This is a genomic window from Aeromonas simiae (genome assembly GCF_000820125.1).
Taxonomy (GTDB): domain Bacteria; phylum Pseudomonadota; class Gammaproteobacteria; order Enterobacterales; family Aeromonadaceae; genus Aeromonas; species Aeromonas simiae.
Genome location: NZ_CDBY01000058.1, coordinates 22,930 through 42,687 on the forward strand (window position 1 = coordinate 22,930; position 19,758 = coordinate 42,687).

Below are 19,758 nucleotides of genomic sequence, written 5' to 3' on the forward strand. Positions count from 1 at the left end.
TTGCATATTCAAAGCGCACTCATCACCTCCACCGTTACCGACACCATTCCCCCTTTCACTACCGGCCCGCGCTCCACCAGCAACCGGTCGATCTGGCTATCGTCCAGCCACACCCCGGCGTGGGTCAGGGCGTCTTGCACCGCCTTCACCGTGTTATCCAGATCCCGGGCTCGCCGGTCAGGGGCCTGCACCACCAGCCGCAGGGCCAGCCGATCGGGAATCTGCTTGCCGGCTAACTTGGCAGCCAGACAGGCATCGGCCGCAGCTTTGCGATAAACCCTCCCCTCCTGGCTCAGCAGGGTTCTGGGCTTACCGCTCACGGCCACATTGCGCCAGATCCGGTTGGTTGAAGGGGGCCATGGCAGGGTCACTGTCCATGAATCAGCTTTTGGCATTGAACACTCCCAAGGAGCAAGCCAGCTCCAGTGTGTTGATAACGTGCTCCAACTGCGAACCGTGCTTGGCCTCCCAAGCCTTCCACCCGATCCGGTGCAACTCCATGTGTGGCTGGTGGGCGAGTGGGAACGACATCAGGTCATGCGCCTTGCTGCCCATCACACTCATCCCGTGACCCACAACGTGGTGCGCCTCGATGCCCTCGCGCTGGCCCGTCACTACACAGGGCAACTGTCGAACAAAAGCCAAGTAGGCCGCACACTCCCAGCGCTGTCGTTTGGGCTTGCCTAAATGCAAGGCAGCAGGCTCAGGATCAATCTGGCGAATGGCCGGTTTGGCATTGATGCGGGCCCGCAGATCGGCCAGTGGATCGCGCTCTGCCACCTCAAGGCGATGATCACGATAGCGAGCATCGGTCTCCCGGTTACCACGGGGCGACCACTTCCGATCCGGTTCGATGGGTGCCAGGCGACAGGCAGAGCGCAGCAGCGGATCCGGCAATGAAGGCAGCACCTTATAGACGGTCGCCCACCAGCACAGATCCCGGGCAGTCAGGTCAGCAGCGGCCACCCCACACCAGCCAGCGACCCGCTGCAGCACAAGCTGCGCCAGCCACCCGGCCACATCGGCGAGGCGGATCGGTAACTGCCCATTGCGGTGCTCGTTGTCGTGATGCCAGCACAAAGGCAGATGGACCCCCTCCACCTCTGCGGTGACGGTTTCCCCGATGCAGCCATCGGCTATCACGCAAGCCGTGGCATTGGCGGTCAGCAGCTCCCCACCGGCGGCATTGACCACTGCGGCGCAGGCCAGGGCCGACATCAGCTCAGGGAACTGGGCCAGCAGGTCAGCCCCCTGATCGCACACAAGGCGCACCGGCTTGCCAGCCAATTGGCGCCTCACCGCCGGCAGGCTGTCGCCCAGCGGCACCAGGGCCAGCCCCAGCGCTTCGACAAACACGGCGTTACCTGCGCTCACGCTTGCCCCCTGATCGCGTTCAACTGTTGGCGAAACCACTCACGGTGCTCTTCATCCACCTCATCGATGGCGGCCACCACGACCTCACGCCCGATCTCGTTACGGCGACGGCGCCACACCAGCAGGTGCGCCTGCTTGATCAACTCGATGCGCTGCCGTTCAGCCGATGGCAACAGGGCCAGGTTGTGACTCATGCCGCCACCCCACGCAGGATGCCGTCACGGATTAGTCGCTCCACCAGCCACTGTTGGCCCTTGCCGGTGATCAGGGGGGTGAAGCTGATGCGCCGCTCGCCGTTGCTGTCAAACGAGCTCTCCCGGGTCGCGAACAGCCCGCGGTCCACATACTCCTGCATCGGCAGGTTCCAGCGCTCCCCGCGGCAACTCATCAAGATCTTGCGCTCCCTCAGCAGGGTGAACAGGGTATTGGGGCCAAGGCCCACCGTCTTGGCGAACGCCGACAAGGTGATCCCCTTCTCCACACTGGCGATCTGCTTGGCGAACTCCACCGCCGGGGCATCCATCGCCACCTTCTGTTCCAGCGCCATCTTCTGCTCGGCCAGCTCGGCAGCAAGGCGCAGTGCCTCCGGCAGGGTCTGGGGGATCATCATCGCGGGCTGGTGGGCTTGCTGCTCCAGCTCCTGCCAGCGGCGAATAATCCGGATCCGCAACTGGGCGCTGTAACCGGCCACCAGACAAAGGCTCTCGTCCTTGTCCAGCAACAGGCACGGTTGAGCACGACCAAGGCTGTCCCGGTACTCGGCTGACTTTTCAGCCGATTGAATTTCCACCAGCATCCGGCGAATATCGGCCAGCACATTCTTGTGCTCCTTACCGGTCAGCTCGGCGAGCTCCACGCTGGTCATCGTCAAAGGGGTTGCCCCCCGCATCATCAGTTCCATCACCTCACCCCCATCGACACATTCGCGGCCAGATACACCGCTAACCCCACCAGCACCACCACCATCAGGGTACCCCTCATGAAATCGCGCATGGGATCATCTCCAGCGTGGCGGGCCGCTGTTGCTGGCCGCGCAGGGCGTTCACCGCCTTCATCACCTCAGCCAGTTCGGCACCCTGTACCAGGTAGTGCCCGGCCCGGTGGGCCTGGGAGGTGAACCCCAGTTGCCGCGGGCAATCCGACACCTCAAGGCGCACCTGCACCGGCAACCAGTCCTTCACCTCCGGGTACACCGCCACCCGCACATACCGGGCGCGGCGAATGTCCCGCTCACAGGCATCACTGAACGTCACCGCCATCACGCCATCCTCCCTGTTATCGTCACACCCTCGCGGTGCAGTTGGGCCAGCAGTGGCTGCAGCTCAGCTTGAACAGCCTCATCGGTCACCTCGCGATCACGCACATAGACAAGGGCCTCCGCCTGCATCTCGCAGGCTCGCAAAGAGACCTGGCGGCCCACAGGGGCAGACTTCGGTACCGTATTGCGCTGCAGGATGCTGGCCTTGACCTCGGCCGGGCGCGGGGCGAACTCACCGTCGTTCTGCGCCATGGTCCAGCTCCAGCCTGCTGGCGCCTCCGGGATCTCGATATCGAAGGTGCAGGGCCACATCTTGTGCAGCTGAGCCATGGCCGCATTGGCGATCAGCTCGTGTTTATTGGCCACCATGCTCACCTCCCCGCTTGAACAGCTTTTTCAGGTTTGCCACGGCGCGCTGGCCTGTCTGCTGGTAAAACTCCGGGCTGTGCTTGATCTGCGCTCTGGTCGGCAGCCCCTTCATTACCTCGGCGTTAAGGTCTTCACCGGCCATCATCCGGCGCACCAGCTGGGCGTATGCCTGATCGAACACGGCGCGGTAAGCGTCTGCGCTCAGGGTCTGGCGCTCCCAGCTGGTAGCCTTGGCGGCCAGCTCAACGGCGGAATGGGTGTAACGGCGGGTGCGAACCTCAACCATCGCGCTATCCAGCGTGGGCAGGCCCAATGACTCCGGCGTCACCTCACACCACTTGATGAACTTACTGGTGCTCGGGAAGAAGTCCCCGCCATGGCTGCGGGCCATCCGCATGCCAAGCTGCAGCTGTTCGCGGCTGGTGCAACCGGCATCGACCAGGGCGCGGGTCCACTCGGCCAGTGCGCGGCGCTGATGGTCGTCAGTGGGGAATGCCTGTTTCCATGCCGGGAACACCGCTTTCAGCTGCTCGAACAGGGTGGCCACCATCTTGGAATCCCGATCGGTCAGCGGGCGCTGCTGCGGGGTGATGGTCTCCACGGTCGGCGCAGTGGCGATCTCGTGCAGCACAGCACTGAGTGGTTTCATGGTCATCAGAAACCCTCCCGCATGCGCTGGTTGAGCTCGGCGGCGGTCATAGTCTGGGTCAGGTCGGTGTGGTCATTGCGGCGCGGCGTGAAGGCCTGCAGGCCATTGCTGCCGCCACGGTCTTGGCACTTCGACAGCCAGGCGTTGATAAACCGGTTGATGCCAGTCTTGGTCTTGCGCTTGGTGGGGTTGGCAATCAGCCAGCCAGTCATGGTGCGCAGCTCTTGGGCCACATCCACCGCCGGATACAGGGCTTGCATCTGGGCAGCGAACGATTCGGTGACCTGATGCTCCCCGCTGTTTAGCGGCATGGTGATCACCACAGGCTCCTGCTGTGCTGACAGCTTGGCTGGCAGTAAAACAGGCTCAGCAGAAACAGATTCAATCACCACCGGCGTGGAGGCCGCGATAGCGGGCTCGGCGCTAGTGTTTTGATCTTTTGTCTTTCTTGTCTTTTGGATATTGTCTTTTGTGTGACCCTGATCTGAGGTTGTGCTAAACCCTGTTTTAGGGTTGTTTTTCAACCCTTCTTTGGGGTTATTAACCTTGTTCTTGGGTTGTTTTGTTTCCCACTCTGAAATGGTGGTATTCCAGCCCAACTTTCTACCTTCACGCACCAAGACACGGCGCTTAACCAGGGCGCGCACCACATCTCTCGCTTTGTTCTCAGTCATTCCGGTAGCCTCGGCAAACTGTGCCCCAGAGATCCAATCCAGCTTCTTGTTGAAGCCGTATGTCTTGCGGGTGACCACCAACAAAATGCGAAACTCCAGCTTGGAGAAGTCATTGCTCGGCTTGGCCATCTCATCCACCAGCTCACTGGCCAACCGCAAGAAGCCGTTATCTAAATCAACCACCCGAACCTCCTGTGGCTTCGCTGGTGCGCTATGAGCGGGGAATTGAATAACGGTGGCAAGGTTACCCATGAGCCACCTCCTGCAGGTGCTGCATCAGGCAGTTCAGGTGACGCTTGGCCTGCTCTTTGGTTGCCGGGATCTTGATGCCGCGCAGCAGACCGCCATAGACCAGATAGGACTGGCCCTGACTCTCCACCAGACGGGGGATCACAGCCGGGATCACGTTACGGCGCTTGCCTTGCGCTTTGGCGCCAGCTTCGGTACGCTTATGCATGTTGTTTTCTCCAGTGAAATCGACCGTGGGTCCGGCTGTTCGCGCAGCGCGGGCCCGATTCATTTCAACGACGTTCATCACTTCGCTCCTCCTTGCACGGCCACTGGCAACGGGCGAACCTGACTTGCCACTGACTCCTCCAAACTCAACAGCTCCCTGATGGCGCGATGCACTGCCGCCGTAATCGCCTGACGCTCGATCGGGTCAATCACCCCGTCCTGACGCGCTTCACGCAGCTCACCAAACACCGCCGCCACCACCTCACCCACCAGCATCACCTGGTCGGCCAGCTCCTCTTCGGTCACCGTGCTATCCGGCAGGGCCACCAACGTATGGCCGCGGGACAGCGCCCAGGCCTGCAGGATGGCGTTGTCACCGGTCAGCTCGGTCACCGCCATCGCCTCGGACAGGGTCAGGTGGTGGTCTTCACAAGCAGGGTTGAACTTGTTGTTTAGGGTGGTGGGGCGCTTGTTGCCCATCAGCTTGGCCAGCTCGGTGATGTTGTACCGGCGGCTCAACTGATAAGCGGCGTCAATAGGGTCAGAAAGGTGGGAGTGTTCCCGCTTCACTCTCGTGGTTGTTCTGGCTGGTTTTGTCATGATGGTTCTCATCGAGCACGGGCCGCAGTAGTCACTGGCGATGCTCTGGGTAAATAATTTCCATAACGCTGATTTTTTTAGAGAAAAAATCAGCTATCCGCTGGGCCCGCTCAAGTGATGCCCGCTGAAGACCGCGCTCAATGCGGCTCAAGTTGCCAACATCAATCCCGACGGCCTGACTCAGCTCATTGATCGTTACCTTCTGCTGCTCCCGCAGCCTTCGAAGAGGTGTAAGCATGAACGCCCCCTTATATGCGCTACACGCATATCAAAGCACAGAAACAAATGCGTGTCACGCTTTGCGCGAGTCGCATATAAATTGCCATCATGGGCAAATGAAAGTAGGAGCAAAAATCAGGGCGCTCAGAAAGGAGCGCAAAATGACCATCAACGAGCTAGCAACCCAAGTGGATAGCGACGTTGGCAATATTTCTCGATTGGAACGGGATATACAGGGGTTCAGCCCCCAGTTGCTCTCCAAGATCGCGGACGCCTTGAGCGTGCCTGTTGCTGAGCTGTTTTCTGACCACCAGCAGCAGCCTCAACACCAAAACATGGAGCTCGCCCCGCCGGATATTCACCGGATCCCGGTGATCACCTATGTGCAGGCCGGGGTCTGGACTGAAACCAGCGAGATCCGCGAGTGTGATGGCAACATGGCCTATGTCACCACCGATCTGGACTTGGGCCAGCGTGCCTTCGCTATCGTGATCAGGGGCAATTCTATGGAGCCGGAATTTACCGAAGGAGACCTGGTGCTGATCGACCCGGACGAGCCACTCCACCCGGGGGATTTCGTGGTCGCCAAGAACGGCGAAGAAGAAGCCACCTTCAAGAAGTACCGCCCCCGGGGTTACGGCGAAGATGGCCAGGAGATTTTCGAGCTGGCACCTCTCAATGACGACTACCCCACCATGCGCTCCGATCGCCAGCATATCCAGATCATCGGCACCATGGTGGAACACCGCAGGCGCAGAAAACGGCGGTAGTGAGGCAAAAAATTATGAGCAAAGGTAAATTAGCACTTGGGGTCGCAGCAGGGCTCTTTGCCGCATACATGTTCGCAGCACCCTATATAACCGTTTATCAAATTAAATCTGCCGCAGAGAATAATGACGCGACCACACTGTCTGAATATATTGATTTTCCTAGCCTCCGCCAGAGCTACAAAGGCCAGATAACTGCCATGCTGGAAAAAGATATGGCCGAAAATGAAGAAATGAAAAATAACCCATTTGCAAAAGCAGGTGCAGCGCTTGGCGGTAGGATGGTGGAACAGATGGTCGATGCCTACGTGACACCGGCTCGGATAGTTGAATTGATATCCAGCGAAAAACCTGCTCTGGAGCCTAGGCAGAGTTCAATTCAAAGCTCGGGTAACGCTACCTCTTCAAACCGAAAGGCATTCGCTGATGCATCACTGTCCTACGAGTCCCTTGATAAATTTGTGATCAATGTCGAATACGACGGTGTCAATATAGAGGACTGGGTCCTTCGCAGGCAGGGGTTGTTTGGCTGGAAGATCACCAACATCGTATTTCTACCCGCATATGCCGGGGTAGAGTAAGGAGTTATGGCATGACAATTGTTTCCATTCCTGAATGGAACACCGTGGGCCTATTACCCCCCATTAATCAGGCTAACCCAATCAGTCCCGAGCGCTCTCCTTATAACGTTGCGCTACTGGACGTCATCATGCGTTTTGCCACATCGCCCGAGCGCCGCCAGGTGCTGCTGGGCTTTCTGGACTATCGCGCAGCCTTGCATGGCATGGGACTGGTCAACGGTTTTCAGTGGCTGGATGGCAGCTTCACAGAACAGGTGGAAACCCTGGAGCGCCGTCCACCAAGAGACATCGACGTGGTGACCTTCTTGCATACCCCTGATGACTTTGCCCCGTCTGATGCACAACTTGAGATACTGGATCACGATACCGCGAAGGCCAGCTTTCTGGTGGATAGTTATATCGTCGAACTCAATTTCTTGCCGCTCGAAGCCATCGTCCAGCAAAGCGCATACTGGTACAGCATGTGGTCACACCGTCGCAATCAGGCTTGGAAAGGGTATTTGCAAATCGACCTGAACCCCGCCTACGATGCGGATGCTCGTGCCAGACTAAACCAACTCAATACTCCGGAGGTGCAGCCATGAACAACGAAGATCGCCAGCACCTGCTGGCTGAGCGCACTTTCCTGCAACGGATGCTGGCTGACACGCCGACCACGGCACGCCTGACCCGAATGAGTCAAGAAGCCCGCTTGCACACAGTCGAGGCACAGCTCGCGGCACTGCCCGCAGATGAACGAGTGCTTGCCCGCGCCAAACTGACGTTTGACGGCGTCCCCGTGATCCGCAGCCATGGTATCTTCGCCGACTTTGGCATGAAGGCCGTGAGCAGCTTTACCGATGCGGTAGCATCCATAGCCGCCTCGCTCACCACCCCCTTGGCAGCCATGGGCCGCATACCCAACCGGGATCAGAACCAGTTGCTGATCACTAGTACCGCCGTGGGTTCATTCGGGTTTGAACTGGAAGAGCATAGCGCAGAGCAACTGGTGCTAGGGCTAGAGAATGCGAGTCCAGTAGCCATCGCGCTGGAGCGTACACAGGCATTGCTGCAAAGCACCTTGGGCGATGACGATGCTCTTGCAGATATTGCCTCGGAGACCGATCCGCGTGCGTTGGATAAGGTGCGTAACTTCTTGAGAGTGCTGGCAGACAATGGTGCTGTCTGTGCATTGCAATATGGTGGTCAGGGTGTCCGCTTTACCGATGTGGGGCAGGTCAGCCGTAGTCTGGCGCGACTGGAAGCAGACAACCTGCACGAAAGCGTGGAACAGTTACAGGGCGAATTCGTCGGCGTGTTGCCAAACAGCCGCAGCTTTGAATTCAGACTCGTCGGCGATGGGCAGATTGTCCGTGGCAAAGTCTCCCCACGGGTGCAAGACGTGGACGCCATCAATAGCCATTTGCACCAAGCCGTGCAGATCGACGTCACCAAAACGCAAGTTGGTAACGGTCGTCCGCGTTATTTTCTGGCTCAGATGCCGCACTGGGCTCAATCATGATGGTGCTTTGCAGTTAGCCAATGATCAGCTAAGCCCACCAGCACGGTGGGCTTTTTTACACCCGCAAATATGCGCTTGACGCATTTGCGCATAGCGCATATCTTTATCCCAGACACACCAGTGAACGGGATAAACCATGTCGAACCAACACCACCAAAAGCGCATCTACATCGCCGGCCCCATGACCGGCATGCCTGACTGCAACCGCCCCGCCTTCCATGCCGAGGCCAACCACCAGCGTGAGCGCGGCCATATCCCGCTCAACCCTGCCATCCTCCACGAGGGCCTGAACCAAGCCGAGTACATGGCCTGCAGCCTGCCCATGGTCATGCTCGCCGACGAGCTGGTCATGCTCCCAGGCTGGCGAGATAGCCAGGGCGCCACCGCCGAGTTCCACCTCGCCATGAAGTGCGGCAAAGTCATCCGCCAGGCAGAAGACGGCTTTGCCTGGTACCCCACCAGCCCCGAGGTGGCGGCATGAACCACTACGCCCAAGCGCTGGCCGAACTGCAGGCCCAGCCTGACCACGAACTCAAGCAGATCGGCGATCAGTGGCAGACCCCCAAGGCGCTGGCCTGGGGCCTGTTCCACAAGTTCGCCCCCACCCTGGGGCCGGTGGTGCTCGACATGTTTGCCGACGACTGCAACTACCTGGTGCCCAACTACTACGACGCCGAAGACAACGCCCTCACCCAGGAGCTGGCCGCCGACCTGCGCCGGCTGGGGGGCGCTGCCTACGCCAACCCACCCTACTCGCGCCCCTGTACGGATAGCGAGGGGAACCCCATCACCGGGATGGAGGCCATCCTCAACTACTGCCGCGAGCAACGGGCGCTGGGCGCCAAGATCATGTTGCTCATCAAGGCTGCCACCAGCGAAACCTGGTGGCCAGAAGATGCCGACTTCATCCAGTTCATCAGCGGTCGCATCGGCTTTGAGGTACCGAGCTGGTACGTGCCTCGCGACCCCAAGAAGGACAAGCCCAGCTCTAGCGGCTTCGCCTCAGCCGTAGTGATCTTCGACGCCAGCTGGCAGGGCGAGCGCCTCCCCGAGGCACGCCTGCGCCGTGACGACCTCATCACCACCGGTCAGATCATCCTCGATATGATCCACCGCCAGGCGGTGACCCTTATCGAGGAGGCCGAGTACTCCCTCGCGAAGACCCGTCAGGGCCATGTTCCCGACGCCGGGAAAATGGTCGAGCCTAACCATATCGGCGACACCAACAACATGGTTGCCCAGACCGCGTTGGAGCCAGCGATGATGCAGGAGCAACCCGCGGTAGCCGAGCCAGCAGCATGGGAGCCACCAGTGGCCAGCGATGAGGCAACCAACGCCGCAGCTGCCAGCGAGCTGGCAATGCTGGAGCAGACGATCCCCACCAGTGCGAGCACCAAGCTGGCCGAACTGGGCTATGCCGATGCCAGCAGCATCATGGCCAAGCAGATTGGGCGCGTTTATCTCGGCGAAGAGCAACAGGATACGGTCAGGGGCTATGTGCAGGGTTGGCTGGACGAGCCTTATCCGCTCTCCGAGATCTTCTATCGGCTCGAGCTGGCCGCCGCCAACCTGCTGGCCGGTCAGCCTATCCACCAGGGCTTTGTCATGGAAGATAACCGCGCCCCCACCCTGCCCCGCTGGCAGCGCCACCCGGCGGTCAAAGCCATCATCTACCAGATCGATGATGCCGACATCCTGACCCCGGCCAAGACCTCCGAACTGGCGGGCTGGATCATCAACAACCTGACCACCCCGGATCTGCTCACCCTGGCCACCAACAAGGCCGACGAGCTGCTGGCACAAAGCGCCGACCAACCGGCGGCCCCCCTCGCACTGACCGTCACCGACCCGGCCGCGCCGCAACAACAGACCGCGCCCGCCGCCGAGCAGGCCGAGCAGGCCGAGCAGGCCGAGCAAAGTGCAGAACAGAGCGCCGAGCAAGCAGCAGAGCCACAGCCAGACCAACCCTTGGCCGAGTGGGCCTATGACTACCAGCACAACGAGCTCAATCTGGGCAGCGCCGACTGGTCGCGCTTTGTCATCGTGCTGACCCTGCTCTATGGCATCCGCGACCGCTACACCCCGCGCCAGGTCGCCATCACTATCTCCATCTGCGATGAAGCCTTGATGGAGGAGTACACCACCCTGCCGAAGGCGGAAAAAACCCGCCTGCGCGACGTAGTGGCCGCCTTCACCGGTGCCCTGAGAAAGCTGGCTGGCTGCCCTGATGACGTCATCCAGCACGCGGTGATCGCCTTTGACCAGCAGCGCAATAAATACCCGCGGGGGGAGCATATCCGCCGCGCCTCCATGCAGCTCTCGCAAACCGCGATTGACCAGCATGGCCGCATCGCCGCCGCTCAGGACGAGGATTCCGCATGATCACCCACAACGGCCACAAGATCATCAGCAGCAAAGGGCTCAAGAAAGACCACAGCGCCAGCGACGCCCTCAAGCGCCGCCAGCAGCTCCGCGACGAACTCGAACGCCGCCAACTGGCCCGCGAACTGGGCATTAGCCACAAGGAGATCCCCCATGGACGATAGACAAGCCCTGGCCAACGAGATACTGCAAACCGCGCTGGCCGAGTGCGTGGCCCCACGGCAAGACCATCTTCCCGACGCCGCGCAAATGGTCGCCAACAGCTTCACCAATGAGGATTTGGAAGGCATGGCGCACGGCGACAACCCTGTCGCCAACGCATATAGGGAGCTGCTGGGCCGCCGCCAGCGTGACCAACGGCTGGCGGTACTGCTGGCCGAACTGCGTGACCACATCGGCCACACCCACCCCACCACCATGAAAGAGTATCACCACGGGTGTGACCTGCTGGAGATGCTCGACGCGGCGCTAACCCAGCTGGGCGGCACCCAATGCCCGCGCTGCCAATCGTGGTGGCTAGACGACGGCAGCACGGCGGAATTTATCGGCTGGCACGGCCAGTGTGGCCGGTGTGAATTTGATGGCGTGAGGACACAGGAGGACACCCCATGATTGCAGATTACGAATGGCAGATGACCTGCCCGATGTGTGGCACCAGCCACCCGGAAGACAGCGAACAAGCGGAGTGGCTGTCGACGACCAAGGCCACCCCGGCCCTGTGCGATGAGCAGGTGGCGCGGGTGTGGCAAGACATGGTGACCATTGCACCCACACTCGACCAGGACGGATGGAAGATATGATCAAACAACAAGCCGCCGGACTCACCATTCTGGCACTCAACACACTGGCCGCCTTCGTGGCACTGGCACTGATTTAAGGGGGCTACATGAGCATCGTTCAAGACGTGGCAGAGTGGGTTCACACCAGAGCACAGGGGGCCGTCAGCGCTGACGTGGCGGCCGAGTTCAACGTCAGCACCTCGCGGGCCAGCATGATCATTGCAGCCATTCACCGCGAACAGAGATTCGATACCCGTGTTGAGAAATGCCAGATCTGCAACTCGCTCGGGGCGCCAGCATCAGGCCGCCGCCTATATGTGGACAAGGTCACCCCGTCACAGTGGGAGTGCAAGCCGGTGATCGGCACCTATCGCAACGGCCAGACCGTCCAGTTCGGCAGCATCCTCGAGGCGCACCGCCAGATGGGGTTTGACCGGGAGATGATCTCACGCTGCCTGCGCGGCGAGCAGAAGCACCACCGCGGCTACCGCTGGAAGGTCGCAACAACAGAACAGAATTGTGAGGGAACTTATGCATAACGTAATGCTAGATCTGGAAACAATGGGCAAAGGCCCCCGCGCGGCCATCGTCACCATCGGGGCTGTGTTCTTTGACCCGATGACCGGTGAACTTGGCGCCGAGTTCGAGGCTCATATCCACCTGAGTGACAGTGCCCGATTCGGGGAAATGGACCCTGACACCGTGCTGTGGTGGCTGGAGCAGGGCGATGAAGCGCGCGCGGCACTCAAGCCATCAGTGAAACACTGCTCGCTGAGTGATGCACTTGCGAGGCTGTACGAATGGATGCAGAACGGAAATAAAGGTGGTAAGCCTGATTTACAGGTTTGGGGAAACGGAGCCGGATTTGACAACGTGATCCTGCGTAACGCCTATCAGGAAACTCGGATGCCGCTAGGATGGGCGTTTTGGAATGACCGTGACGTTCGAACCATTGTGGAACTCGGACGCCACATGCTCGGCTTCGACCCTAAAAAAGATATGCCATTCGAGGGGGTGGCCCATCGCGCACTGGATGATGCCAAGCATCAGGCCCGCTACGTCAGTGCTATCTATCAAGCGCTTATGGTGGGTGGTTCAGAATGAAACGAGGCATCAACAAGGTCATCCTGATTGGCAACCTTGGTCAGGATCCGGAAGTGCGCTACATGCCAGGCGGGAACGCTGTCACCAGCATCACCTTGGCCACCTCCGAGACCTGGCGCGACAAGCAGACAGGGGAGCATAAGGAGCGCACCGAGTGGCACCGTGTCGTCCTGTTTGGCAAGCCGGCCGAGGTGGCCGGCGAGTACCTGCGCAAGGGTTCTCAGGTCTACATCGAGGGGCGGCTACAAACCAGAAAATGGCAGGAGCAGAACGGGCAGGATCGCTACACCACTGAGGTGGTGGTCGACATCAACGGCAGCATGCAGATGCTGGGTGGCCGGACGTCACAGAATGGTGGTCAGCCTCCTACGCCAGCCCAACAGCAGGGTGGTTATGGAAATCGCCAGCAGTCCGCTGAGCCCACTATGGACTTTGATGACGATATCCCGTTCTGAGATTGACCTTATCGCCGGAAGGCGACAGGAGTGAACGATGACAAATGAACTGCTAACTGATGCAGACCTGATCGAGCTGACGGGTTATGAGCGAGCCGCCATGCAGTGCAAGGCGCTCGAGAGCATGGGGGTGTGGTACCACAAACGGGCCGATGGAAAGCCGCGGACAACCTGGCACCACATCAACCACCCCTACAATTTAAAGGCGGCGGGCCACTGCGGCCCCCGTTTTGATCAACTGGAGTAATGAAAACGCGATGGGGAGAAAGCGAAAACCGGAGGATACCTGGATGCCAGACCGGGTGTACCGGCACCCCAGGGGGTTCATCTGGCGGCCGGCAGGAACCAACAAGACCATCTTGGTGGCCAAGCTGGATGCAGGAAAAGCCGAGGTATGGCGGCGCTTTGAGCTTGCGCGGGCAGACTATGAGGAGAGCGACACGGTTGCCTCACTTGTCGCGGCCTACTTCGAATCAGCCGAGTTCGCCAGCAAGGCCCCCCGCACCCGCTCCGATCGGGTGAAGGAGTCCGTGTGGCTGCTCAAGGTCTTTGGCCAGATGCAGCCAGACACCGTCGAACCGGCACACATTCGCCGCTACATGGACAAGCGGGGGGTGAAGAGCCGCACCCAGGCCAATCACGAGCACGCCTGCTTGAGCGCTATCTACAGCTGGGGCTATGAGCGGGGACTGGTGAGCAAGAACCCCTGCAAGGGGGTGAAGAAGTTCACGGCCGCAGCGCGCGATCGCTACATCACAGACAGCGAATACCGCGCTATCTATGACAACTCGCCACCCTATCTACAGGTGGCTATGGAGATCGCCTACCTCTGCGCCGCCCGGGTAGGCGACATTCTGGCGATGAGGTGGAATCAGGTTCTCGAGGAGGGGGTATTCATCCAGCAGCGCAAGACCAGTAAGAAGCAGATCAAAGCCTGGACGCCACGCCTGCGTCGCGCCTTCGAGCAAGCACGCACGCTATCTCAGCCGGGTTGTGTCTCCACCTTTGTTGTCTGCCGCTCAGATGGTAGCGCCGTGGGTCACCGAACCCTTAACTATCACTGGGCAGAAGCCAGGGCCGCCGCCGGCGTCGCTGGTTGCACCTTCCACGATCTGAAGGCGAAGGGGATTTCTGACTACGCAGGAACAGCCGCAGAAAAGCAGCTATTTAGTGGGCACAAGACGCTGGGACAGGTGGCTGTTTACGACCGGAAAACGCAGATCACGCCGACGCTCGACGTTGAATAGTCATGCTGACCGGCAGTGGCGATAGTTTACGAGGCAAATGTACGGAAGTTTACAGAGAAAAAGGGTTAGGTGACGCTAATCACCTAACCCATTGATTTGAATGGCGGAGGAGGTGGGATTTGAACCCACGGATGGTCGCCCATCGACGGTTTTCAAGACCGTTGCATTAAGCCGCTCTGCCACCCCTCCGCAGCAGTGGCCGGCATAGTAACCGGGCGAGCGGCGCTTGTAAATCCCTGCAAATCTTGTTTGCCGATTAAATCAGCAACTTATACGAACGCTCCTGTTCTGGACGGTTTTTACTTTCCCACCCTTGACTTGTGCAGCTCGCGCCCCACTATAGAGCAACTTCATCCAAAGGCGACGAATCTCATGCGTATCAAATCCGCCCTGATGGGGGCCGTAGCGGCCGCCCTGATGCTTGGCCAGCCGCTGCAGGCCGTAGAAATGACCCAATCTGACGTCGAGCAGATCGTGCGTGACTATCTCCTGAAAAATCCCGAGATCCTGGTCGAGATGTCCAATAACCTGCGCGCCAAGCAAGAGAACATGCAGGCTGAGAATGACAAGGGCCTCATTAAGAGCCATGCCAAGCAGCTCTACAACAATCAAGATCCGGAAATTGGTAATCCCAAGGGCTCACTGACCATCGTCGAGTTCTTCGATTACAACTGCGGCTACTGCAAGCAGGCCCACCCGCTGGTGGCCGAACTGCTCAAAGAAGACAAAGACATTCGCTACATCTATAAGCAGTTCCCTATCCTGAGCGAAACCTCCTATCAGGCAGCCCGCGTCGCACTGGCGGTGCAACTGACCCAGCCCGCCAAGTACCAGGCCTTCCACGACAAGCTGGCCGGACATCGCGGCGCCCTGAGCGAGCAATCGCAGATTGAGGCGCTGGCCAAGGAGGCCGGGATTGACTGGGCACAGGTCACCAAGAGCCTGAAGGATCCCCGCATCGACCAAAACATCTCCACCAACCGCGCCCTGGCCGAAGCACTCAACATCAGTGGCACGCCGGCCTTCATCGTGGGTGATCAGGTGCTGCGCGGTGCCCCGCGCGATCTGGCCAGCCTGAAGACCTTCATCCAGGATGTCAGGGACGGCAAGGGCTCCTGAGCCACCAATCCCCCCTCTCCGGTCGGCCTCATGCCGACCGGATTCGTTTGGGGTTAAATTTACGTCATGCTGTTGGCTTGATCGCGCTGTGAGGTGCACCATTGCACGCTTTGCGCCTCTTGGTGCTGGTGTCGGTCGAAGCAAACAGTTAGTCTAACGACGTTGTTGCTATTTGTGAGGTACTGATGAAAACCATTGTGCGTTTTAGCCTGCTGGGCGCATTGATGCTGGGCAGCTACGCCTTTGCCGACGAGCCGAAGAAGTTTGATATCAGCATGTTCCCGGCCGCGGAGCCGAATCAGGAGCGGGTGGTTATTCGCCTGCCGGAAGTGGAAAACGAAGCCGACATGATGGTCGAGCTGCAAATCGGCAAAATGATGCTGGTCGACTGCAACGTGCCCCGCTTCTCCGGTAATCTGGAGCAGCACAGCGTCAAAGGCTGGGGCTATAACTATCTCTCCCTGGGACAGGTCTCCGACCCCATCTCCACCCTGATGGCCTGCCCCGATCTCCAGAAAAAAGAGAGTTTCGTGCAAGTCTACGGCCAGGGCTTCTTCGTCAACTACAGCGCCCGCATGCCGATCATCATCTACATCCCGCAGGACTACGAAGTCCGTTACCGCCTGTGGCGTGCCGACAAGCAGGCCCAGCCTGCATTGGTCGAGTAACCCCCTTCAACGTAACAAGGCCAGGCAATTGCCTGGCCTTGTTATTTCTACTCGCTTAGCCCTTCTTGCCATCATCCGACGCGGCGGCCCAGAGCCCGAGCTCGCGGGCCCCTCTGACGATAGGAAGGCCAGGCTTAGCCTGGCCTTCTTTGCTCCCCTTATGAGGCCCGGCAGGGCTTGAACATATCGAGCCGGGGCTGATAGGCAGAGGTGGCCACGTCCATCACCCCGAGCAGGGAGTGGAACAGGTTGTCCTGGGAGTACTCCCCCTCGCTGGCAGCTTGGCTCAGGCAGCCCTCGTCGATCCCCTTGCTGCGGCTCAACTCGGGCGAGAGCCACATCAGCATGGGTACGTGGGTCTGCTCCTGCGGCGCCAGCGCATACGGGGTGCCGTGCAGATAGAGCCCCTTCTCCCCCAGCGACTCACCGTGATCCGACAGATAGATGAGCCCCACCCGATACTTAGATTCCAGCCCCTTGAGCCGCTCGATCATCTGGCTGAGGAGCCAGTCGGTATAGCGGATGGTGTTGTCATAGGTGTTGACCAGCGCCTCCTGACTGCAATTTTCGATGTCGCTGCGCGGGCAGTCGGGGGTAAAGGCACGCTGCTCATCCGGGTAGCGTTTGAAATAGGTCGGGCCATGGCTGCCCATCAGGTGGAAAGCCACCAAGCGGTTGCCGCGCATGCTCTCTATCTCTCTGTCCAGCCCTTGCAGCAGCACCTCGTCGAGGCAGACATCCCCACGACACAGGGTCGGATACTCCTTGGGCGACATGGTGATGGTCGGCACCCGATCGCACACTCCCTTGCAGCCGCCGTCGTTCTCCTTCCACAGCACAGAGACACCGGCGCGGGCCAGCACATCGAGCACCCCGTCCTGGTTGTGAGCCTTCTCGTCGTCATAGCCGGCACGGGTCAGGTTGGAGAACATGCAGGGCACCGACACGGCGGTGGCGGTGCCGCACGACTGTACCTTGGCAAACGAGATCACCTTCTCGGTGCGGGTGAAGGGGTTGGTGTCACGCCCATAGCCGTTGAGGGCGTAGTTCTGGGCGCGCGCCGTCTCCCCCACCACCAGAAACAGCAAGGTCGGCTTGTCACCGTGGGCACTGGCCACCTGACGGGCATCAGTACCAATCTCACGGTAGGGCTCGGGGGTACGCAGGTAGCGATCGCGAAAGATGCGCCAGCCCGCATGTACATAGCTCGATGGCACCAGTTGATGGGTCAGCACCTTGTTGTTGCGCCCGACCGAGGCGTAGTCCTGGTAATAGAGGCCAGCGATGGCACCAAGCAGCAGCAGCGAGACCGCCATGGCCCCCAGACGCTGACTGCTCCCCTTCCACCAGCACGGGTACTCGATCCGGGTCAGCAGCAACAGCAGGACGGGCAGGATCCCGGTGATCAGGAACCAGCCGAAGCTGGAGAGGCTGAGGTAGGACTCGGCCTCGGCGGGGTTCGTCTCCACCACGTTGCGCACCATGTCGGCATCAAACACCACACCGTACTTGAGCATGCCATAGCTGGCCAACGAGCCAGTGAGCAGCATCATCACAAAGAAGGGCTTTTGCACGAAGCGCAGCGAGAAGGGCAAAAAAACCAGGTTGAGCGCGGCGATGAGCAGCAGCGGAATGGAGACGACAAATCCCACCTTGACGTGCTCAAGCCCCTCCAAAATGGTGGTCAGGTGCAGCAGCACCGGCCAGTTCAGGATCAGGGCGAAGTAGAGCACCAATAACAGGTGCAGACGCAGCATGGGCAGACGAAACGGCATGGGTGATGGATCCCCGGACAGAGTGAACATGGGGGTACGATGCCGACGCTGACTTAAGACTCCCTTAAGTGGGGAATTGAATTGACAAAAAAGGCCACCGTAAGGTGGCCTGCTTCACATTATTTGGGCTTAGACGCCGGCCTTGGCCAGGGCGGCGGAGACAATCTCCTGCGCCTCTTTCTGGATCAAATCGAGGTGCGCATCGCCCTTGAAGCTCTCCATGTAGATCTTGTAGATAGACTCAGTGCCGGAGGGGCGCGCCGCGAACCAGCCGTTCTCGGTCACTACCTTGAGGCCACCGATGGCGGCGCCATTGCCGGGGGCTGCGGTCAGCTTGGCGAGGATCGGCTCACCGGCTAGGCTCGAGGCCTCGACCAGGCTCGGATCGAGCTTGGCGAGCACCGCCTTCTGCGCCGTGTTGGCCGGTGCGTCGATACGGCGATAGCTGGAGCGACCGAAGCGCGCCTCGAGGGCGTCGTAGTGCTGCTGCGGATCCTTGCCGGTGACGGCCAGGATCTCGGCTGCCAGCAGCGCCAGGATGAAGCCATCCTTGTCGGTGGTCCAGACGCTGCCGTCTTTACGCAAGAAGGAGGCGCCAGCGCTCTCTTCCCCGCCAAAACCGAACTCGCCGCTGTAGAGGCCGTCGACAAACCACTTGAAGCCGACCGGCACCTCTTTGAGGGTGCGGCCGATGTCGGCGGCGACCCGGTCGATCATGGAAGAGGAGACCAGGGTCTTGCCCACGGCTGCCGCAGCCGGCCAGCCGGCACGGTGGGTGAACAGATACTGGATTGCCACCGCCAGATAGTGGTTCGGGTTCATCAAACCAGACTTGGTCACAATGCCGTGACGGTCGTAGTCAGGATCGTTGCCAAGGGCGATGTCGAACTTGTCCTTGAGCGCGATGAGGCTGGCCATGGCGTACGGGCTGGAGCAGTCCATCCGGATCTTGCCGTCCTTGTCGAGCGTCATGAAGGAGAAGGTCGGATCGACGCGGTAGTTGACCACCTCGATGTCGAGGTCATAGGTCTTGGCGATCACGTCCCAGTAAGCCACACCGGAGCCACCGAGGGGATCGACACCGATCTTGATGCCGGCCTGCTTGATGGCATCGACATCGATGACCTGCTTGAGATCGTTGACATAAGGGGTGACATAGTCGTGCTCGACCACGTTGGCCAGTTGCAGCGCCTCGGCAAACGGCACCCGCTTCACGTCGCGCAAACCCGCTTCAAGAATGGCATTGGCACGATCTTCCACCCAGGAGGTGATCTCACCTTCGGCCGGGCCACCGTGGGGCGGGTTGTACTTAAAACCGCCATCGCGCGGCGGGTTGTGGGACGGGGTGATCACCACCCCATCCGCCTGCTCAGCCGGCTTGCTCGCGTTGTAGGCCAGGATGGCATGGGAGATGACCGGGGTCGGGGTGTAGCCGAGCCCCGCCTGGATGCGCACTTCGACGCCGTTGGCCGCCAGCACTTCGACGGCGCTGGCCAAGGCGGCCTCGGAGAGGGCGTGGGTATCCATACCGACGAACAGGGGGCCACGGATGCCGGCCTGCTGGCGATACTCCACCAGCGCCTGGGTCACCGCCAGGATGTGGGATTCGGTGAAGGCGCTGTCAAAGGCGCTGCCACGGTGCCCCGAGGTACCAAAAGCCACCCGCTGCTCGGGGCGGCTCATGTCTGGTTTGTTCAGGTAATAGGCGCTGACCAGACGGGGGATGTTAGTCAGGTCTTCGGCGCGGGCCGGTTGTCCGGCGTGGGGATGCTGGGCCATGT

At 60.1% G+C, this 19,758-nt stretch carries 29 protein-coding genes and 1 tRNA gene; 16 read left to right on the forward strand and 14 right to left on the reverse strand.

What is annotated here, in order from left to right:
• Window positions 1-8: 8 nt before the first annotated feature.
• The 11 genes from BN1134_RS12015 to BN1134_RS12065 all read right to left on the reverse strand — a co-directional run bounded on the left by BN1134_RS12015 (window position 9) and on the right by BN1134_RS12065 (window position 5,618).
• Entirely contained in the window at window positions 9-395 is a 387-nt protein-coding gene (locus BN1134_RS12015) for a RusA family crossover junction endodeoxyribonuclease (RefSeq protein ID WP_041211155.1), read from the reverse strand.
• Window positions 382-1,374: a DUF968 domain-containing protein gene (locus BN1134_RS12020; RefSeq protein WP_232300635.1), complete on the reverse strand. Its 993-nt coding sequence runs from the start codon at window positions 1,372-1,374 to the stop codon at window positions 382-384. Before BN1134_RS12020 ends, BN1134_RS12015 begins: the two co-directional genes overlap by 14 nt.
• Window positions 1,371-1,568, reverse strand: coding sequence for a DUF3283 family protein (locus BN1134_RS12025; protein WP_005324004.1), 198 nt, complete (start codon window positions 1,566-1,568; stop codon window positions 1,371-1,373). The genes BN1134_RS12020 and BN1134_RS12025 overlap by 4 nt, the downstream gene beginning before the upstream one ends.
• A complete protein-coding gene (locus BN1134_RS12030) occupies window positions 1,565-2,275 on the reverse strand; it encodes a phage antirepressor KilAC domain-containing protein (RefSeq protein ID WP_042047486.1) in 711 nt (236 codons plus the stop codon). Before BN1134_RS12030 ends, BN1134_RS12025 begins: the two co-directional genes overlap by 4 nt.
• Before the next feature lie 76 nt (window positions 2,276-2,351).
• The gene (locus BN1134_RS12035; protein WP_148304688.1) at window positions 2,352-2,627 is read right to left on the reverse strand and encodes a hypothetical protein; all 276 of its coding nucleotides are present in this window, start codon (window positions 2,625-2,627) and stop codon (window positions 2,352-2,354) included.
• Window positions 2,628-2,632: 5 nt separating this feature from the next.
• Window positions 2,633-3,001, reverse strand: coding sequence for a hypothetical protein (locus BN1134_RS12040; protein WP_193354202.1), 369 nt, complete (start codon window positions 2,999-3,001; stop codon window positions 2,633-2,635).
• Complete coding sequence (locus tag BN1134_RS12045; RefSeq protein WP_042047488.1) at window positions 2,988-3,656, reverse strand: replication protein P; 669 nt, start codon at window positions 3,654-3,656, stop codon at window positions 2,988-2,990. Before BN1134_RS12045 ends, BN1134_RS12040 begins: the two co-directional genes overlap by 14 nt.
• Window positions 3,656-4,576 (reverse strand): replication protein, encoded by a 921-nt coding sequence (locus tag BN1134_RS18915; protein WP_049832163.1) that lies wholly within the window; start codon window positions 4,574-4,576, stop codon window positions 3,656-3,658. Before BN1134_RS18915 ends, BN1134_RS12045 begins: the two co-directional genes overlap by 1 nt.
• Complete coding sequence (locus tag BN1134_RS12055; RefSeq protein WP_005324016.1) at window positions 4,569-4,781, reverse strand: hypothetical protein; 213 nt, start codon at window positions 4,779-4,781, stop codon at window positions 4,569-4,571. The genes BN1134_RS18915 and BN1134_RS12055 overlap by 8 nt, the downstream gene beginning before the upstream one ends.
• 77 nt (window positions 4,782-4,858) lie before the next feature.
• The gene (locus tag BN1134_RS12060; RefSeq protein WP_042047489.1) at window positions 4,859-5,380 is read right to left on the reverse strand and encodes a phage regulatory CII family protein; all 522 of its coding nucleotides are present in this window, start codon (window positions 5,378-5,380) and stop codon (window positions 4,859-4,861) included.
• A gap of 31 nt (window positions 5,381-5,411) precedes the next feature.
• Complete coding sequence (locus BN1134_RS12065; RefSeq protein ID WP_042047491.1) at window positions 5,412-5,618, reverse strand: helix-turn-helix domain-containing protein; 207 nt, start codon at window positions 5,616-5,618, stop codon at window positions 5,412-5,414.
• A gap of 97 nt (window positions 5,619-5,715) precedes the next feature.
• On the opposite strand from BN1134_RS12065, the gene BN1134_RS12070 reads away from it, so the two are divergent.
• The 14 genes from BN1134_RS12070 (at window position 5,716) to BN1134_RS12130 (ending at window position 14,415) form a co-directional block, all read left to right on the forward strand.
• The gene (locus BN1134_RS12070; protein WP_042047539.1) at window positions 5,716-6,369 is read left to right on the forward strand and encodes a helix-turn-helix domain-containing protein; all 654 of its coding nucleotides are present in this window, start codon (window positions 5,716-5,718) and stop codon (window positions 6,367-6,369) included.
• Window positions 6,370-6,383: 14 nt separating this feature from the next.
• Window positions 6,384-6,947: a DUF2939 domain-containing protein gene (locus BN1134_RS12075; protein ID WP_042047540.1), complete on the forward strand. Its 564-nt coding sequence runs from the start codon at window positions 6,384-6,386 to the stop codon at window positions 6,945-6,947.
• A gap of 11 nt (window positions 6,948-6,958) precedes the next feature.
• The gene (locus tag BN1134_RS12080; RefSeq protein WP_042047492.1) at window positions 6,959-7,531 is read left to right on the forward strand and encodes a DUF6932 family protein; all 573 of its coding nucleotides are present in this window, start codon (window positions 6,959-6,961) and stop codon (window positions 7,529-7,531) included.
• Window positions 7,528-8,448 carry a hypothetical protein gene (locus tag BN1134_RS12085; protein WP_042047493.1) on the forward strand — a complete coding sequence of 307 codons (921 nt, stop codon included), beginning with the start codon at window positions 7,528-7,530 and terminating at the stop codon, window positions 8,446-8,448. The genes BN1134_RS12080 and BN1134_RS12085 overlap by 4 nt, the downstream gene beginning before the upstream one ends.
• A gap of 136 nt (window positions 8,449-8,584) precedes the next feature.
• Window positions 8,585-8,929 (forward strand): DUF4406 domain-containing protein, encoded by a 345-nt coding sequence (locus BN1134_RS12090; protein ID WP_042047494.1) that lies wholly within the window; start codon window positions 8,585-8,587, stop codon window positions 8,927-8,929.
• On the forward strand, window positions 8,926-10,830 hold the full coding sequence (locus BN1134_RS20180; RefSeq protein WP_232300637.1) for a phage N-6-adenine-methyltransferase: 1,905 nt from the start codon (window positions 8,926-8,928) through the stop codon (window positions 10,828-10,830). The genes BN1134_RS12090 and BN1134_RS20180 overlap by 4 nt, the downstream gene beginning before the upstream one ends.
• Window positions 10,827-10,994 (forward strand): hypothetical protein, encoded by a 168-nt coding sequence (locus tag BN1134_RS20050; RefSeq protein ID WP_005324025.1) that lies wholly within the window; start codon window positions 10,827-10,829, stop codon window positions 10,992-10,994. Before BN1134_RS20180 ends, BN1134_RS20050 begins: the two co-directional genes overlap by 4 nt.
• The gene (locus BN1134_RS12100; RefSeq protein WP_042047495.1) at window positions 10,984-11,442 is read left to right on the forward strand and encodes a hypothetical protein; all 459 of its coding nucleotides are present in this window, start codon (window positions 10,984-10,986) and stop codon (window positions 11,440-11,442) included. Before BN1134_RS20050 ends, BN1134_RS12100 begins: the two co-directional genes overlap by 11 nt.
• A complete protein-coding gene (locus BN1134_RS12105; RefSeq protein WP_005324029.1) occupies window positions 11,439-11,630 on the forward strand; it encodes a hypothetical protein in 192 nt (63 codons plus the stop codon). Before BN1134_RS12100 ends, BN1134_RS12105 begins: the two co-directional genes overlap by 4 nt.
• 86 nt (window positions 11,631-11,716) lie before the next feature.
• Window positions 11,717-12,148 (forward strand): hypothetical protein, encoded by a 432-nt coding sequence (locus BN1134_RS12110; protein WP_042047496.1) that lies wholly within the window; start codon window positions 11,717-11,719, stop codon window positions 12,146-12,148.
• Between the two features lie 4 nt (window positions 12,149-12,152).
• Window positions 12,153-12,713, forward strand: coding sequence for a 3'-5' exonuclease (locus tag BN1134_RS12115; protein WP_198133179.1), 561 nt, complete (start codon window positions 12,153-12,155; stop codon window positions 12,711-12,713).
• The gene (gene ssb / locus BN1134_RS12120) at window positions 12,710-13,168 is read left to right on the forward strand and encodes a single-stranded DNA-binding protein (protein WP_042047498.1); all 459 of its coding nucleotides are present in this window, start codon (window positions 12,710-12,712) and stop codon (window positions 13,166-13,168) included. The genes BN1134_RS12115 and ssb overlap by 4 nt, the downstream gene beginning before the upstream one ends.
• A 37-nt stretch (window positions 13,169-13,205) precedes the next feature.
• Window positions 13,206-13,415 carry a DUF4224 domain-containing protein gene (locus BN1134_RS12125; protein WP_042047499.1) on the forward strand — a complete coding sequence of 70 codons (210 nt, stop codon included), beginning with the start codon at window positions 13,206-13,208 and terminating at the stop codon, window positions 13,413-13,415.
• A gap of 43 nt (window positions 13,416-13,458) precedes the next feature.
• A complete protein-coding gene (locus BN1134_RS12130; protein ID WP_198133180.1) occupies window positions 13,459-14,415 on the forward strand; it encodes a tyrosine-type recombinase/integrase in 957 nt (318 codons plus the stop codon).
• A gap of 101 nt (window positions 14,416-14,516) precedes the next feature.
• Here the strand turns inward: BN1134_RS12130 and BN1134_RS12135 are convergent.
• Window positions 14,517-14,604: transfer RNA gene (locus BN1134_RS12135), tRNA-Ser, on the reverse strand.
• Between the two features lie 183 nt (window positions 14,605-14,787).
• On the opposite strand from BN1134_RS12135, the gene BN1134_RS12140 reads away from it, so the two are divergent.
• Window positions 14,788-15,534: a DsbA family protein gene (locus BN1134_RS12140; protein WP_042047501.1), complete on the forward strand. Its 747-nt coding sequence runs from the start codon at window positions 14,788-14,790 to the stop codon at window positions 15,532-15,534.
• Window positions 15,535-15,719: 185 nt separating this feature from the next.
• A complete protein-coding gene (eco, locus tag BN1134_RS12145; protein WP_042047503.1) occupies window positions 15,720-16,202 on the forward strand; it encodes a serine protease inhibitor ecotin in 483 nt (160 codons plus the stop codon).
• Window positions 16,203-16,360: 158 nt separating this feature from the next.
• On the opposite strand, the gene BN1134_RS12150 is transcribed toward eco, so the two are convergent.
• Entirely contained in the window at window positions 16,361-17,977 is a 1,617-nt protein-coding gene (locus BN1134_RS12150) for a phosphoethanolamine transferase (protein WP_042047504.1), read from the reverse strand.
• Between the two features lie 129 nt (window positions 17,978-18,106).
• A complete protein-coding gene (gene pgm / locus BN1134_RS12155; protein WP_042047505.1) occupies window positions 18,107-19,756 on the reverse strand; it encodes a phosphoglucomutase (alpha-D-glucose-1,6-bisphosphate-dependent) in 1,650 nt (549 codons plus the stop codon).
• Window positions 19,757-19,758: the final 2 nt, after the last annotated feature.